The sequence below is a fragment of the Roseibium sp. TrichSKD4 genome (assembly GCF_000148725.1).
GTDB lineage: Bacteria > Pseudomonadota > Alphaproteobacteria > Rhizobiales > Stappiaceae > Roseibium.
Genome location: NZ_GL476314.1, coordinates 78590 through 93676 on the forward strand (window position 1 = coordinate 78590; position 15087 = coordinate 93676).

At 52.6% G+C, this 15087-nt stretch carries 13 protein-coding genes and 1 pseudogene; 11 read left to right on the top strand and 3 right to left on the bottom strand.

Going from position 1 to position 15087, the window contains the following annotated elements; genetic code table 11:
* Window positions 1-4: 4 nt before the first annotated feature.
* Window positions 5-1024, bottom strand: coding sequence for a MoxR family ATPase (locus TRICHSKD4_RS12390; RefSeq protein ID WP_040616801.1), 1020 nt, complete (start codon window positions 1022-1024; stop codon window positions 5-7).
* A gap of 264 nt (window positions 1025-1288) precedes the next feature.
* Here TRICHSKD4_RS12390 and TRICHSKD4_RS12395 point away from each other — a divergent pair, with 264 nt between their 5' ends.
* From TRICHSKD4_RS12395 to TRICHSKD4_RS28150, 6 genes are all read left to right on the top strand, one after another.
* Window positions 1289-1897, top strand: coding sequence for a DUF1285 domain-containing protein (locus TRICHSKD4_RS12395; protein WP_040616802.1), 609 nt, complete (start codon window positions 1289-1291; stop codon window positions 1895-1897).
* A 74-nt stretch (window positions 1898-1971) separates the two neighbouring features.
* Window positions 1972-2574, top strand: coding sequence for a CoA pyrophosphatase (locus tag TRICHSKD4_RS12400; protein ID WP_040616847.1), 603 nt, complete (start codon window positions 1972-1974; stop codon window positions 2572-2574).
* Complete coding sequence (locus TRICHSKD4_RS12405) at window positions 2574-2834, top strand: DUF6111 family protein (protein ID WP_009759356.1); 261 nt, start codon at window positions 2574-2576, stop codon at window positions 2832-2834. Before TRICHSKD4_RS12400 ends, TRICHSKD4_RS12405 begins: the two co-directional genes overlap by 1 nt.
* Before the next feature lie 3 nt (window positions 2835-2837).
* On the top strand, window positions 2838-4088 hold the full coding sequence (locus TRICHSKD4_RS12410; protein WP_009759357.1) for a CCA tRNA nucleotidyltransferase: 1251 nt from the start codon (window positions 2838-2840) through the stop codon (window positions 4086-4088).
* Between the two features lie 68 nt (window positions 4089-4156).
* Window positions 4157-5335, top strand: coding sequence for an HD-GYP domain-containing protein (locus TRICHSKD4_RS28145; protein WP_139052095.1), 1179 nt, complete (start codon window positions 4157-4159; stop codon window positions 5333-5335).
* A 288-nt stretch (window positions 5336-5623) separates the two neighbouring features.
* Window positions 5624-6655: an HD-GYP domain-containing protein gene (locus TRICHSKD4_RS28150; RefSeq protein ID WP_168157017.1), complete on the top strand. Its 1032-nt coding sequence runs from the start codon at window positions 5624-5626 to the stop codon at window positions 6653-6655.
* 36 nt (window positions 6656-6691) lie between these two features.
* Here the strand turns inward: TRICHSKD4_RS28150 and hemF are convergent.
* Both hemF and TRICHSKD4_RS12430 read right to left on the bottom strand, forming a co-directional pair.
* Window positions 6692-7616, bottom strand: a pseudogene (gene hemF / locus TRICHSKD4_RS12425) (oxygen-dependent coproporphyrinogen oxidase).
* 49 nt (window positions 7617-7665) lie between these two features.
* Window positions 7666-8145 (bottom strand): tRNA (cytidine(34)-2'-O)-methyltransferase, encoded by a 480-nt coding sequence (locus tag TRICHSKD4_RS12430; RefSeq protein ID WP_009759361.1) that lies wholly within the window; start codon window positions 8143-8145, stop codon window positions 7666-7668.
* Window positions 8146-8314: 169 nt separating this feature from the next.
* Here TRICHSKD4_RS12430 and TRICHSKD4_RS12435 point away from each other — a divergent pair, with 169 nt between their 5' ends.
* The 5 genes from TRICHSKD4_RS12435 to TRICHSKD4_RS12455 all read left to right on the top strand — a co-directional run bounded on the left by TRICHSKD4_RS12435 (window position 8315) and on the right by TRICHSKD4_RS12455 (window position 14808).
* Complete coding sequence (locus TRICHSKD4_RS12435) at window positions 8315-10153, top strand: ABC transporter ATP-binding protein (RefSeq protein ID WP_009759362.1); 1839 nt, start codon at window positions 8315-8317, stop codon at window positions 10151-10153.
* Between the two features lie 72 nt (window positions 10154-10225).
* Entirely contained in the window at window positions 10226-10636 is a 411-nt protein-coding gene (locus TRICHSKD4_RS12440) for a DUF2177 family protein (protein ID WP_009759363.1), read from the top strand.
* A 182-nt stretch (window positions 10637-10818) separates the two neighbouring features.
* Window positions 10819-12138, top strand: a complete 1320-nt coding sequence (locus tag TRICHSKD4_RS12445; RefSeq protein ID WP_009759364.1) for a methyl-accepting chemotaxis protein — start codon at window positions 10819-10821, stop codon at window positions 12136-12138.
* Window positions 12139-12536: 398 nt separating this feature from the next.
* Window positions 12537-12977 (top strand): hypothetical protein, encoded by a 441-nt coding sequence (locus TRICHSKD4_RS12450; protein ID WP_009759366.1) that lies wholly within the window; start codon window positions 12537-12539, stop codon window positions 12975-12977.
* The gene (locus tag TRICHSKD4_RS12455; RefSeq protein ID WP_009759367.1) at window positions 12970-14808 is read left to right on the top strand and encodes an ABC transporter ATP-binding protein; all 1839 of its coding nucleotides are present in this window, start codon (window positions 12970-12972) and stop codon (window positions 14806-14808) included. Before TRICHSKD4_RS12450 ends, TRICHSKD4_RS12455 begins: the two co-directional genes overlap by 8 nt.
* The last annotated feature ends 279 nt before the right edge of the window (window positions 14809-15087 follow it).

The following is a 15087-nucleotide window of genomic DNA, read 5'->3' on the forward strand; positions in this document are numbered from 1 at the left end:
TGCGTCAGGCGATCCGGGCTTTCACACGGGAGATGACATTTCGAACGGTGTGACCATCCGCACGGGCGGCGAACGTCAAAGCCATGCGGTGCTGCAGGACGGGTTCTGCTAATGCAAGGACGTCATCTACAGAGGGTGCAAGGCGCCCATCAACAAGAGCTCTGGCGCGTACCGTCAGCATCAAGGCCTGGCTTGCGCGTGGCCCCGGCCCCCAAGCGATCAGTTTGGTTATGTCGTCCCGATCCTGATTTTCCTGCGGGCGGGCAACGCGGACCAGCTGCAATATCGCGTTGACCACGCTCTCGCCTACCGGCATTTGGCGCACAAGCTGCTGGTATTCCGCCAGTTCCGCCGCTTCCATGGCGACCTGAGGTTCTGCCTGATTGGCCCCTGTTGTTTCCAGAAGGATTTTCCGTTCGGCGTCAAGGTCAGGATAATGCACATCAATCTGCATCAGGAACCGGTCCAGCTGGGCTTCTGGAAGCGGATAGGTGCCTTCCTGTTCAAGCGGGTTCTGTGTTGCCAAAACATGGAAGGGGCGGGGAAGATTATGGGCCTGACCAGCGACCGTCACATGGTATTCCTGCATCGCTTGCAAGAGAGCGGACTGTGTGCGTGGACTGGCTCGGTTGATTTCATCAGCCATCAACAGTTGCGAGAAAATCGGACCCTGAATGAAGCGGAAAGACCGGCTGCCATCTTGTCCCTGTTCCATCACTTCAGCGCCAAGAATGTCAGAGGGCATAAGGTCTGGCGTGAACTGAATGCGCCGGGCATCCAGACCAAGGACGGTTCCAAGCGTTTCGACCAGTTTGGTTTTGGCAAGACCCGGAACCCCGACCAATAAACCGTGGCCACCTGCAAGGATTGTGACCAAGGTCTGTTCAACAACCGTTTCCTGACCGAAAATGATCTGCGCGATATCGGCTTTCGCCTGGGTCACACGGGCGACTGCCTTTTCAGCCCTTTCGGCAATGGCAGCTTCATCAAGGTTCCCTGAAGGGGATGGGGTCACTACGCTCATGTGGCACCTCTTTCGTGGGTCTGGACCGGGTCTCTTCCTCTGCTCTCATGTTCCACGCAGACAAAGCTGCCGGACCGACTCTCCCATGGATTTACCGAGTTTGGCATCATCTCATTCACTAGATAAGTCGCAAATTATTGCGAGACAGGGGCAATTGGCGTTTTGCAGACAGGAAATCCTGACTTTGTCGTCATTGACATGGGCTGGCAAGCGGCCCAAATCGAAATGATGAAATTGTGAAGAGTGATCGGCTTGGGTAGGGCAATGGCAGAAACGGAAACTGGACTGAACGACATTCCGCTTGGGCTGGCTGCCCTGATGGAACGTGCTGGTTCTCCTAGAAAATCCTTGCCTCCGGTTGAAAAATGGAACCCGCCCTATTGTGGTGAATTGGACATCCGGATCTCAGCTGATGGAACCTGGAGCTATAATGGCAGCCCGATCAGGCGAGAGCCTTTGGTCCGGCTTTTTGCGTCGGTGCTGCGCCGTGATGAAGATGATCGTCACTATCTGGTGACACCTGTGGAAAGGATCGGAATTTTCGTGGAGGACGCGCCCTTTGTGGCCGTTGAGATGGACATTCAAGGTGAAAACCTGTCGCAAGAGCTGACACTGCGCTCCAATATGGGGGATGTGTTTGCGATCGGTGAAGACAATCCGCTCTGGTTTCAGGTCGAGCCGGAAACGTTGGGACTGAAACCCTACGCCCGGGTGCGGGGCCGCCTAGACGCCCTGTTTGCGCGGCCACTTCTCTATCAATTGGCTGATGTGTTCGAGGAGCATCCAGACGACAACCAGCGGATGGGTGTTTGGAGCGGTGGAAAGTTCTTTGATCTGCCGCAGAACGCTTTATCTAATGAAGATGACAATTGAACCCTGCTGGGCAAAACCAACGCATGACTTCAACTTATCCAAATCCGGAGACTGCTGCACTGGATGCTGAATTTATGAGCCTTCGGGAGCGGCTAGCCGAAAGGGCGCCGCTTTTTGGCGGTCGGGACACTGGAGACCATGTTTTGAACCCCGACATGGGGCCTTATGCCAAGGCAAAGGGAGCGCCCAAAGATGCTGCGGTTCTTATCCCGATCATTCGTGACATGGATGGTGCAGCTGTCCTTTTGACGCAGCGGACGGCGCACCTGTCGGCGCATGCCGGTCAGATTGCTTTTCCAGGTGGTAAGATCGACCCGGAAGATGGAACGCCGGAAAGGGCCGCATTGCGCGAGGCGGAAGAGGAGATCGGGCTTGCTTCTAATGAAGTTCAACTGATCGGCAATCTTGCGCCCTATCTAACAGGGTCCGGATACAAGATCATCCCGGTGGTTGCCGAACTGGAGACGCGTCCTAGATTAAAGGCAAACCCGAATGAGGTGGCGGATATCTTTGAAGTGCCTCTGTCCTTCCTTATGAATCCGGCCAATCATGAAACCCATAGTCGGGTTTGGCAGGGCTATCGGCGGTACTTTTATGCTATGCCGTATCAAGAGCGCTATATATGGGGTGTGACTGCCGGAATCATCCGATCCCTCTATGACACGGTTTATGCCTGATGCTTCGCGTTGTTCTTTCGCATTTTGTTTTGTTTTTGCTGCCCTTTCTTGGCTACGCGCTGTGGCTGTTTTTGAACAAGAAGGCGCAGACTTCCGAGAATTGGCGGAACGGTCCGTTGGCATGGCTGGCGTTGTCTGGTGTCGTGCTTGTGGTTGTAAGCCTTATAACGCTTGCATCCTTCAAACAGGCGCCGGATGGGGCGGAGTATCGTCCTTCCAGGTTGGAGAACGGTGTTTTCATCCCAGGTGGATATGAATGATTGATGGCTGACACGCCCGCCCAAATAGATCTCTCCGGGCAAGACTGGTTACACGCTAACGGTCTGCAGCGACTTTTCGATGCGTTGGAAAAAGCGGGTGCTGAAGCGCGGGCTGTTGGCGGTGCTGTGCGAAACAGCTTGGTGTCAGTGCCTGTAGTTGACGTTGATATTGCAACAACAGCGCGCCCAGAAGATGTTATCGCAGCTGTCAATGCCGCCGGTCTCAAACCAATTCCCACTGGCGTTGATCATGGAACGGTGACTGTTTTGAGCGAGGGTGAAGCCTATGAGGTGACGACCCTGCGGCGGGATGTTGAAACCTTCGGACGACAGGCCAAGGTCGTGTTTGGTTCTGATTGGATCGAGGATGCTAAGCGTCGTGATTTCACCCTGAATGCCATTTACGCTGATCGTGCCGGAACCTTGTTCGACCCGCTTGGCGGCGTTCCAGATTGTTTGGCCGGGCGTGTTCGCTTTATTGGAAATCCAGAGGGGCGCATACGGGAAGATTATCTGCGTATCCTCCGATTTTTCCGCATTCATGCCACATATGGAAAAGGGAAGCTTGATCCGGAAGGTCTTGCGGCTTGTGCGAGGCTGCAAGAAGGATTGCAAACGCTCTCGTCCGAACGCATTGGCGCGGAGATGAAGCGACTGCTGCCAGCTTCTGGTGGCTCGAGCGTCGTTCCCGAGATGGCGCAAAAGGGCATTTTGCATCAAGTCTTGCTGCAGGATGCAGATACCGATGTTTATTGCAGGCTGCATGGATATGCTGCCATCCGTAATACACCAATTCCCTTCACAACCTATCTGGTGGCGCTGATTGGCCTTTCGGAAAGCACACTTCGCAAAGTGGCCGAGCGTTTGCGTCTTTCAAATCGTGAACTGGACCATATGCTTAGCGTTGCGAAAGCCGCTGAGACACAAAGCACCTCCAATCCTCCTATTGATCCCCGTCTTCAGCTGTATCATTTCGGCGCGGTGGCCAGCCTGCAAGCTGCCTTTCTTTCCTTTTCTGCCCATGAGCATGTGTCGTCCGCTGATGGTTTGTCCGACTGCCAAGAAGCTTTTTTGTCTGCACTGGAGAATGAGGAGCTGCCGGTTTTTCCAATACAGGGAAAGGACCTAATTTCCGCTGGTATGGCTCCGGGACCAGAGATCGGAGCAGCACTCAAAAAGCTGGAAAACATCTGGATTGCGGGTGGTTTGAAGCAGGGGCGTAGCGAGCTTCTGAAGTTAGCGGTCACAACTTGAATTAAACTCTGAGTTTTGTGTGATTGCGAGTGCAATTATAAAGTAACCTAAAGGAAGTTGTTACTTTTTTGCTCTCTAATGTCCCGGCATACGTATTTTGTGTTCGGGGCCATATAAAAATGTTGATTCTTTTGATTACAGGTGGCGGTTTTAACAATGCCGATTATTTCAAGAACCTTTCTCGCTTTTTTTCATGCAAGCATATCGAAATGTCTAAGGTCAGTTCATCTGATATTTCCGAAGCTGAACTGTCGGTCGTTGATCTGAAAGGCTCTTCTCCTACTTCCCTCAAGCACCTTCGCGCTGTCACTTCTGCCGACAAGGGTGCCAAAATTGTTTGCCCACTGACCAAGGGTGATCGGTGGGAAATGGTTCAGAGTGGCACGCTTGGTCAAGTGAAGCACTTCGATCGCGCGAAAGGCTTCAAGGCGCTGGTCCTCACGATACGTGAGTTCATTGGCAAACCCGATTGTGATCTGGAGCGATTGCAAAACTCCAGCAAAGAGGTTCAGCAGGCCTTTCATAAGTCAACAGCGCTGTTGGATGATCTCCCTTTTGCGGCAACTGAAGATGGCGCAATTTCAGTTGCCTTGATGAAGCAATCTGCTTCTGCTTTGACCGGTGTCATGCAGGAAGAGGGGATTAGCGCGTGGCTTGGGGCCGTTGAATGTCACCACAGCCATACGTTTCGCCACTCTCTCTATGTTGCTGGTCTGGTGACTTCCTTTGCTCAACATCTGGGATGGAGCTCAGAACATCAGACTATGATTGCTGCAGGTGGTTTGCTGCACGACATCGGCAAGACCAAAATTCCGTTGGCCATTCTCGATAAACCAGGCGCTCTGACCGACGAAGAATTTGACACAATCAAAAAGCACCGGCTCTTTGGTGAAGAAATTCTGCAACGTGCCAACAATATCCCGAATGAGATCAAACGTATGGCCGTTTGTCACCATGAGTATATTGATGGCAGCGGTTATCCCTATGGACTTTCTGGAGATCAGCTGGGACCAACCGTCCGTGTTATGACGATCTGTGATATTTTCGCGGCGATGACCGAGGAGCGATCTTACAAAAGCCCGATGTCTCCACGTGTCGCTTTCGCAAATCTCATTGATATGGGCGGAAAACTGGACCAGTCTCTGGTGAAGAAATTCAAAGACATCGTGATGGATCTGCACTCAAGCCAACCGAACCGGAGTGCTGCTGTAAAACGCTCGCCATTAAAACAAGCTAAGGCAAGCTGAAGATTTCATCACCCGAATAGCGGATCGGGTTTTCTATCAAATTGAATAAGGCTGTTTAGCGGTTTGTTAGCTATTAGCGTGCCGCCGATCGATTTTTATTCGAGTTTTATATTTTTTCTCAGCACCAATAAACAACTTGGTCATCTTTATGTACTGTTCTTGTAAATAATGCATAGGTAGTTTTAAGGGCAGTAACTTATGAAGGCCGCACTCATATCGGACGGCGACTTGTCGCAGAGCGCATTATTCGCGCGACTGCCGGTAATTGTGTCTTGCGAACACGTTGGAATGCAGCTTCTGTCCCCAGATCGCTTTGAAAATGCAACCTTGCTTATTGTTGATTTATCTGGAGCTAGCCGAGAAGGACTGGAAAACCTCAGAACACAGCTGATTAATCTGCGTCATTTGAGATTGCTGTTCATCGTGACCCCGTCGGATCGATGGGAAACGGTTCAAGCTCACTCGTTCGGAAATATTGAGGTTTTTGATCGCAGGCTCGGTTTCAAGGCGCTGGCACAGGTGATTCAGGAGCATCACCGCAAAACGCTGAATGCGTCTATGTCAGTGCAGGTACCTCACGCAACGCGTAAGGCGGTGCTGAAAGGATCGGGTGCTCTAAATGAAATGATGCATGCCTGTCTCTTTTCAGAGCGCATGCCGGTCAAGGTCATTAGATCTGCCAGTTCATCCGTTGTTGAGGCTCTGGAAGCTGACGGGCTCAAAAACTGGATCAAGGCTGTTGAGCAGCATCACAGTGCAACCTACCACCATTCGCTACATGTTGCTGGGTTGGTCGTGGCGTTTTGTGAGCAATTGGGGTGGCAGGAAGCGGCGCGAGAGGCCATGGCCGCCGGAGCGCTGATACATGACATCGGCAAGACGCGAATCCCTCTTGCTATTCTGGACAAGCCCGGAAAGTTGACTGAGTGCGAGTTTGATCTGATCAAAAAACACCCGATTTTCGGCCGGGACATCCTGAATGGCCGACCGGAAATCCCGCCGCAATTGGCGGCGATGGCCGTGCACCATCACGAATATCTGGATGGAAGCGGATATCCTGACGGATTGACCGAGAAAGACCTGAATGAACAGGTCCGTGTGATGACAATCTGCGATATCTTTGCTGCGATGACCGAAGAGCGGGCCTATAAAAAAGCATTTCCGTTGCGAGTTGCTTTGGCTGAATTGGAGAAAATGGGCCGAAAACTCGACCAATCTCTGGTTCTCAAGTTTAGAAGTGTCGTCGTTGACACCGATCTCGGGCGTATCAAGAAAAAGCCCGCCCAGGAAAAGGTCCTGACGGGCCGACACCACAATTGAAAGCGGGCTGATTGAGCCGGACTAAAATGGCCTTACTCAAGGCCATTTACGACCGGTGGCATGGAAGACAAATGGAGGCCACATTGCCACCAGTCTTCAGGCCGAAAATTGTGCCGCGGTCATAGAGCAGATTGTATTCCACATATCGGCCCCGGCGGATCAGTTGCTCTTCGCGTTCCGCGTCTGACCACGGTTTTTCGAAGTTTGCCCGAACAAGCTCCGGATAAATTTTCAGGAATGCACGCCCAACGTCTTGCGTGAATGCAAAGTCCGCATCCCAGCTTCCGCTGTTCAAATAGTCATAGAAAATTCCGCCAATGCCGCGCGCCTCATCACGGTGCTTGAGGTAGAAGTACTCGTCGCACCACTTTTTGTAGGCCGGGTAGTCAGCAACGTCATGCGGCGAGCAAGCGTCTTCCATGGCTTTATGGAAAGCGACAGTGTCCGGGTCCGTTTGGGTCCGCCGGGCATCCAAAACCGGCGTCAGGTCTGCCCCCCCGCCAAACCACTGGCGGGTTGTCACGACCATGCGGGTGTTCATGTGAACGGCAGGCACATGCGGATTGTGCATGTGAGCGATCAAGCTAATGCCGGATGCCCAAAACCGAGGGTCTTCGTTGGCTCCAGGAATTTGCCCCCGGAACTCCGGTGAAAACTCGCCATGGACGGTTGAGATGTGAACGCCGACCTTTTCAAAGACACGCCCGTGCATCAGCGACATGACACCACCGCCACCTTTCGCGCCTGTGCTGTCAGTCCGCTCCCAAGGTGTGCGAACAAAGCGGCCAGCCTCGCGGTCACTCATCGGCCCGCTTCGGTCGGTTATTTCATCCTCAAGCTTTTCAAAGCTGGCACAAATCTGGTTGCGCAGGTCCTCGAACCAGGCTGCAGCGGTCTTTTTCTTGTCTTCGATTTGGTCCGGGATCGGGCCGCCGCGTTGTTCCGGGGAGGGAGCGCTCATGTAGGATCTCTTGCTGGTCTTAATCGTGGTACAGGTTTTTTGAATGCAGCTACTTAGCATTTGCTGCGGTTACAGGAAACGCATCGGTTTGACGCAAGGCTTCACCAAGAACCATTCCGGCAGAAATGGCAACGTTGATAGAGCGCAGACCTTCCGCCATGGGGATGGTCAATCGTGCGTCAACGCCTTCGTGAACGGTTTCTGGAACGCCCGATGATTCACGACCCAGGAGGAGTATGTCGCTGTCTTTAAATATGAAATTCGTGTAACTGTCGCTGCTTTTTGTTGTCAGTAACAGTAGGCGTCGGTTCTCTGATTGGCGCCAATTATCAAAAGTATCGAAATTTAGATGGCGGATCAGGCGGGCTCTTTCCAGATAATCCATGCCCGCCCGCTTCAGGGCACTATTAGAGATTGGAAACCCTGCGGGCTCAATAAGATGAACGTCTACGCCGAGGCAGGCTGCCATTCTCACCATGGTTCCGGTGTTTTGCGGAATGTCGGGTTGGTAAAGCGCAAGATGAGGCATGGCGGTTTTGTTCGTGGGCCTTTGGTCGATTATGGGCGCGAGTGTCTGATTTGCTCACGTATCATGCCGCCTAGCGCTTGTCATAGGGAAGGGTGCGCTTTCAGAATCGGGTCTGCAGCCTTAACGTAAAGTGCAGACGAGCAGTCATTCTTCAATCAGGAACCTTTACTTGAAAATTGTATTTGAGTTTTTTGAGCGCTGGATTGATCCGTTTCGTCAGGTGGAAGACCCTAATCCACCGCGTGGCGGATTTGCCTTTCTCTGGTATTTCGCGCGTCAGGCGCGCTGGCCATTTGCTGTCATGCTCGTTCTTGGAACGCTGACGGCTTTTATCGAGACGACGATATTTTCCTTTATCGGCCAGATCGTTGACCTGCTTGAGACTTCTGATCGATCAACGTTCTTTCAGGACCACGCAGGCACGTTGTTGTTCATGGTCTTTTTCGTGGTGGTGGCGCGGGCGGTTATCAACGGCCTGACAGCTTTGGTTGAGGAACAGGCCGTCGTGCCGGGCTTTTTCAATCTGGTCAGGTGGCAATCCCATTCGCGGGTGATGCGCCAGAGCCTCTCCTATTTTCATGACGATTTTGCCGGCCGCATCTCCCAAAAGGTTTGGCAATCCGGGCAGTCTGCCGGTGATTTCATGGTCACCCTTCTGCAGGTGACCTGGTTCATCATTGTTTACGCTTCCACGTCTTTCGTTCTGCTGTTTCAGCTCGATTGGCGGCTGGGAGCTCTGATTGCTGTCTGGCTACTGTGTTTCAGCGCAGTGGCCTATTTGTTTGTTCCAAAGGTTCGTGGGCGTGCAAAAGAAGTCGCACATGCGGGATCAAGCGTGAATGGCCGCCTCGTCGACACATATTCAAACATCTCGACTGTGAAACTTTTTGGGTCAGCAGAGACGGAAAACGCCGGAGTTCGGGTCAATTATGACGTGTTCCTGCAACGTTTGAAGCAGTTTACACGAACGCTGACCACCATCCGCATTGTCATGTCGATCCTTGGCGGAACCATGATGGTGCTGATTGCTGCAACGGCGCTTCATCTGTGGCAAGGGGAGACCATCACAACCGGTGCTGTGGCCTTCAGCCTTGGCCTTGTGGTGCGTATGAACCTCCTGTTGAACCGGATGATGGGCCAACTCAATAATCTGTTCCGCAGCATGGGGACGCTGCAGGACAGCATGGAATTGATCGTTAAACCGATCACTCTTGAAGATACATCTGATGCCAAGGAGTTGAAGGTCTTTGATGGTGAAATTTGTTTTCAGGATATCCGGTTTCACTACGGCAAAAATGAAGGGGTGATCGAACACCTCAATCTTGCGATTAAACCCGGCGAACGTGTCGGCATCGTTGGGCCGTCTGGAGCGGGCAAGACGACACTGCTCAGCCTGCTACTTCGGTTCTATGATCCGGAGGCTGGACGCGTCCTGATTGATGGGGCTGACATTTCGTCGGTGACACAAGAGTCGCTCCGTCATCACATTGGTATGGTGACGCAGGACACATCCCTTCTGCACCGCTCCATACGCGACAACATCTTGTACGGGCGACCGGAAGCCAGCGAATATGAATTGTATGCAGCGGCAGAAAAAGCTCATGCGCTGGATTTTATTCAGGGGCTGAAAGATCAAAAGGGCCGTGTGGGGTTTGATGCCCATGTTGGCGAACGCGGGGTGAAACTGTCCGGCGGGCAGCGTCAACGGATTGCGATTGCGCGGGTTCTATTGAAGGATGCCCCGATACTGGTTCTGGATGAGGCCACTGCGGCACTCGATTCTGATGTTGAAGCGGCCATCCAGCAGAATCTCGGCACGCTCATGCAGGGAAAAACGGTGATAGCAGTGGCCCATCGCTTGTCCACGATCGCATCGCTTGATCGACTGGTGATTCTCGATCAGGGTGCCATCGTGCAAAGCGGGACGCACAAACATCTTTTGGAGGAAAAGCAGGGGCTCTATGCCCAGTTATGGGCCCGGCAATCAGGTGGGTTTCTCAAAGGTTAGCGAGCAAGCTCAATTGCATTTGATCCACGGCCAACAGGAGGTCGTAAACATGCTGTAACTCCTGAGGATCTCATGCTGCAATATATCGTCTCCTACCTTGCGACAGCGTTTGTCTTTTTGGCAATTGATTATGTTTGGCTGACGCAGGTTGCCACGCGGTTTTATTTTGACCGGATTGGCCACCTCCTGATGGACAAGCCCAACATGGCTGCTGCGGCCGCCTTTTACCTGATCTATGTGGTTGGGATTGTGATTTTCGCAGTCATGCCGGCTTTGAAATCGGGAAGCATCGCAACCGCCTTGGTATTCGGCGCACTCTTTGGGTTCTTCACCTATGCAACCTATGATGTGACGAATTATGCCACCTTGAAGGGGTGGCCTTTGATCGTTGTTATCGTCGATGTTGCCTGGGGTACGGTCCTGTCTGCTGTGTCAGCAAGTTTGGGCTTTGTCCTTACCCGAATGGTGCTTGGAACGTCGTAGCGCCAGTGGATGTGCGTATCGCTCCAGGGAGTTGACAGCTCTAACTATATGAAAATCATAGTCGAAATTACGTAGATATAAATACGGCTTACACTTAATTTACTTCGCTCCGCTAAACACGGCTGAGGTTTGAGATTGTCTGCATCCCATGGATTGCAGACAATCATGTCGGAGCGAGTACAGTGACATTAAGCATCAGTGGCCGGTTTGTGGTCATGGTCGCAACAGCCGCGTTGATTATGATGGGCGGCACAGCATTTGCGTTTTACACCTTTCGCGAAGCATTGATTTACAACCTTGGATCGCCTGATTTGGCTGATCAGTTTGTAAGCACCAATCTGGTTCAAAACATTGATGGTTTGATCCTCAACGGGGCACTCAATGTTGCGGTGGTTGTTGCTCCGATCGGTTTTCTCTTTCTGGTGCTGGCCGTCTATCTCGCATTTGGTTTGGCGCGTCCTTTGAAACGGCTTCAGGGTGGTTTGGATCAATTGTCCGATGGCCAACTCGACGTTGACATCGATGGTGCTGACCGGACGGATGAAATTGGCTCAATTGCACGGTCGGTTACTGAGTTTCGATCCAAGCTGGTCGAGAAAGCCGAACTGGATGCCGCTGAGCGCGCACGCCAGCAAAGCCATGTGGATGAGGAACGCAAGGCCCTCATGGCCGATATTGCCGCTGATTTTGAACGGTCCGTGATTGGGGTGGCCAATGCCTTAATTGAAGCTGGTCAGTCCGTTGGTCTTCATTCTGATCAGTTGCAGGTGGTGGTCGACAGCTCGGTTCAGGCCGTTGAACATGTTCAAACTGCGTCTGGCCGTGCCAGCTCGTCGGTGCAGTCGGTCACCTCTTCTGCAGGACAGCTCGCCGATTCTATTAGCAAGATCAGTCTCGACGTTGATCAGGCAGCTGACATTGCCGGTGCTGCAGTGCAAGAAGCGCGCAAAACCGACGAGGTGGTCGGCAGGTTGAGCGAAACAGGCCGTGCCATCGGCGAAATTGTTGAGCTGATCAGTCAAATCGCCAGCCAGACCAATTTGCTTGCATTAAATGCCACAATTGAGGCTGCGCGCGCAGGAGAGGCAGGCAAGGGCTTTGCTGTTGTTGCTAACGAAGTAAAGGTGCTTGCCGAGCAAACGACCAAGGCAACTGAGGATATTTCGGCCCAAGTGGCTTCTGTTCAAGAGGTTGCCGAACAGTCTGAAACAGCTATCAGCAACATTGCGGCAACGATTGATAGGATCAGTGAGATCTCTGGCGCGATTCGGTCTGCCGTTGAAGTTCAGGCGCAAGCGACCCACGAGATTGATGGCAGTGCCAATGATGCGTTTGATAGTTCTTCTGAGGTAGAAGAAAACATCACCCGCTTGGCTGGTGCCATGGAGGAAAGCCGTGCAGCCTCTGCAGGAATGAAGTCCGCTTCCAACGATCTTGGAAATCTGTCTGAAGATCTGCAATCGCAGGTCCGCCAGTTCCTCCAGAGCATTCGGGCTGCCTGACCAGCAGTCTGGAGGGCTCTAATGTTGCTGTGAAAGCTCACTGTTGCGGAATTGCAACTCTTGGTCGTGCAGTTCGCCAATTCTCAAAATAGCGCTTTAAAAGCCCAAACAGCTCGCGTATGAATTTCTCACGGCTCGCCTGGGCCGTTACGCAGACATTGAGTTTGATGCCAAACGAAAAGGAGGGCGTTACATGACTGTATCTATCAGCACTCACGCGCTGCTTTGCCCTTTCTGGTATCGCATTGCTGTGCTTGGCGCGTCCTAAGCGCCACTTTTTCAAAAATCTCCAAACTATCTGACGTCTGGCGATAAGCCGCGCTGACTTTCACGCGTGCTGCGGTCCTTCAGGGTCGTCTTGCCGACGTCTTCATATCTATTTCCTTCGGAGAAGACAGATGTCTGCCCGTTATCCATATGATCCGTTTGCGCTCCCTGAGCGTCCGGATGTCTATTTGCCACCTGCTTTGCCGCAGAGTGGGCAAAATACGTTTGGCTTCATGAAGCTTGCTAAACTCGCTCTGGCGTTCTTGTTGTCCGTTGGACTGCTTGCCTTGATCATGTTTGTTCCGGTTCTATTGAATGAAATAGGCCGTGTTGACGCCGTGCTTTTGGCGGGTGAATTGCTGCCAGCCTATTCTTTCGCTGGGCGATTGACAGACCTGTTCTTTGGGACGTTCATCGTCGCAACAGCAATCTTGAGCTTCCTTGGAGCTGTTGCGCTTTCCGCTGGACGGGACAGTGATCCCTTTCCGCAGCCGCTTGACCGCAGTCTGAAAAACGACGCGAAGCTTGAGAGCGAGGGCGGCTTACCAGCTGCAAAGGTGAAACATGTATAAGTTGTTTGAAAACCTTATCGACCCCTTCGAGGACACATCGCTTGATGTTCCTCCGAAGGGGTTCTGGGCCTTTTGTTGGTTCTATACCAAACCCGTTTGGCCGATTTTGGCGGCGGTTTCCGTGGTCGCAGCCCTCGTGGCTGTCCTGGAAGTGATGATCTTCACGTTTCTAGGTGACATGGTGACCTGGTTGTCAGAGCAGAATGCAGAAACATTTTTCTCTGACAACGCCTGGCAGTTGGCCTGGATGGGACTTGTCGTTCTTGTGCTTCTGCCGTTTGTGAGCTTCCTGTTCGAGGTGCTTTTCCATCAAGGCCTCATGGGAACATATCCCATGTCGATCAGGTGGCGGGTGCACCGATATCTGCTGCGTCAGTCGGTCTCCTTCTATCAAAACGACTTTGCTGGCTGGATCGCGAACAAGTTGATGCAGACTGCGCTTGGCGTGCGGGAAGTCGTCACGAGGATCGCTGATATTCTCGTATATGTGTCGGTCTATTTCACCGCTGGCCTGTTCGTGGTGGCAGAAGCGAGCCTTGTGTTTGCCATTCCCTTTGTGCTCTGGCTGGCTTGCTACCTGATCGTCATGCGGATCTTCATCCCGCGCTTGAAGGATGTCTCGCGAGATCAGGCGGACGCGCGCTCATTCATGACGGGGCACGTGGTCGATGCCTATACCAATATCTCGACAGTGAAGCTGTTCTCCCACGCTGAGCGCGAGGAGGAATACGCAAAAACATCCATGATGTCGTTCCTCAAGACCGTTTTTGCGCAGATGCGTTTGGTCACGGGCATGTACATCACGCTGACAACCATCAACAGCTTGCTGTTGGCCGGTGTTGGCGGGTTGGCGCTTGTTCTATGGCAGCGCAGTGAGGTGACAACGGGTGAGATTGCTGTTGCCATTGCACTTGTTCTTAGAATCCAGGGCATGTCCCAGTGGATTTTGTGGGAAATGTCCGGCCTTTTTGAAAATGTGGGCACGGTGCAGGATGGTATTGCCACCATATCGCGTGAGCGGGATGTGGTAGACGCTCCTGATGCGAAACCTCTTTCGGTCCAGAAAGGTGAGATCCGGTTCGATGCAATCCGGTTCCACTACGGCAAGGATGCCGGGGTCATTGAAAACCTGGATTTGACCATTCAGCCCGGCGAAAAAATTGGGCTTATTGGACGGTCCGGGGCGGGTAAATCCACGTTGATGAACTTGCTCTTGCGCTTCTACGATCTGGAGGGCGGCAGGGTTCTGATCGATGGTCAGGATATTGCGCTTACTCGCCAAGACGATCTGCGGTCCCAGATTGGAGTGGTTACGCAGGACACGTCGTTGCTGCACAGGTCCATTTTTGAGAACGTTGCTTATGGTCAGCCTGCTGCAACAGAAGCCGAAGTGACGTCTGCCCTGCAGAAAGCGCATGCTTGGGACTTTGTTCAAGGTCTGAGCGATCAGGCGGGTCGCACCGGACTGGAAGCCCATGTTGGAGAACAAGGTGTGAAGCTCTCTGGTGGTCAGCGTCAACGGATTGCGATTGCACGGGTGTTGCTCAAAAACGCGCCTATTCTTGTTTTGGATGAAGCAACGTCCGCGCTCGATTCTGAAATTGAGCTGGCAATTCAGGACAGTCTATTCGACCTTATGGAAGGAAAGACCGTGATAGCGATTGCTCACCGGCTGTCGACAATTGCGGCGATGGATCGGCTCATCGTCATAGACAAAGGCCGAATCATTGAAGAGGGAACGCATCAGCAACTGCTCGATCAAAATGGCCTCTACGCACAACTTTGGTCGCATCAATCTGGCGGGTTCCTGACGCCGGAAGTTGCCGCCTGACAAACGATTTACCAGCCGCAATATTTAGGTGGCGGGTCATTTTTCACACTTGAGTCAGCAAAAACCGGAAATAACCTGCGACATATGCGTATTGGTCCTTTGGTTGCGCTGGACAAGTCGCGCGAAGGGTGCAAAAAGACACTCGCTTCAAGCTGGTGCGTGCACATGCCGCATCTGGCTGCCGTTGAGACCCGCTCTGAACCGCCTATCCTAGTTTTCAATAAGAAAACCGGATCGCGCGGTCTCAAGCGGGCTTTCGGTACAGGTTGAACAGGTTTC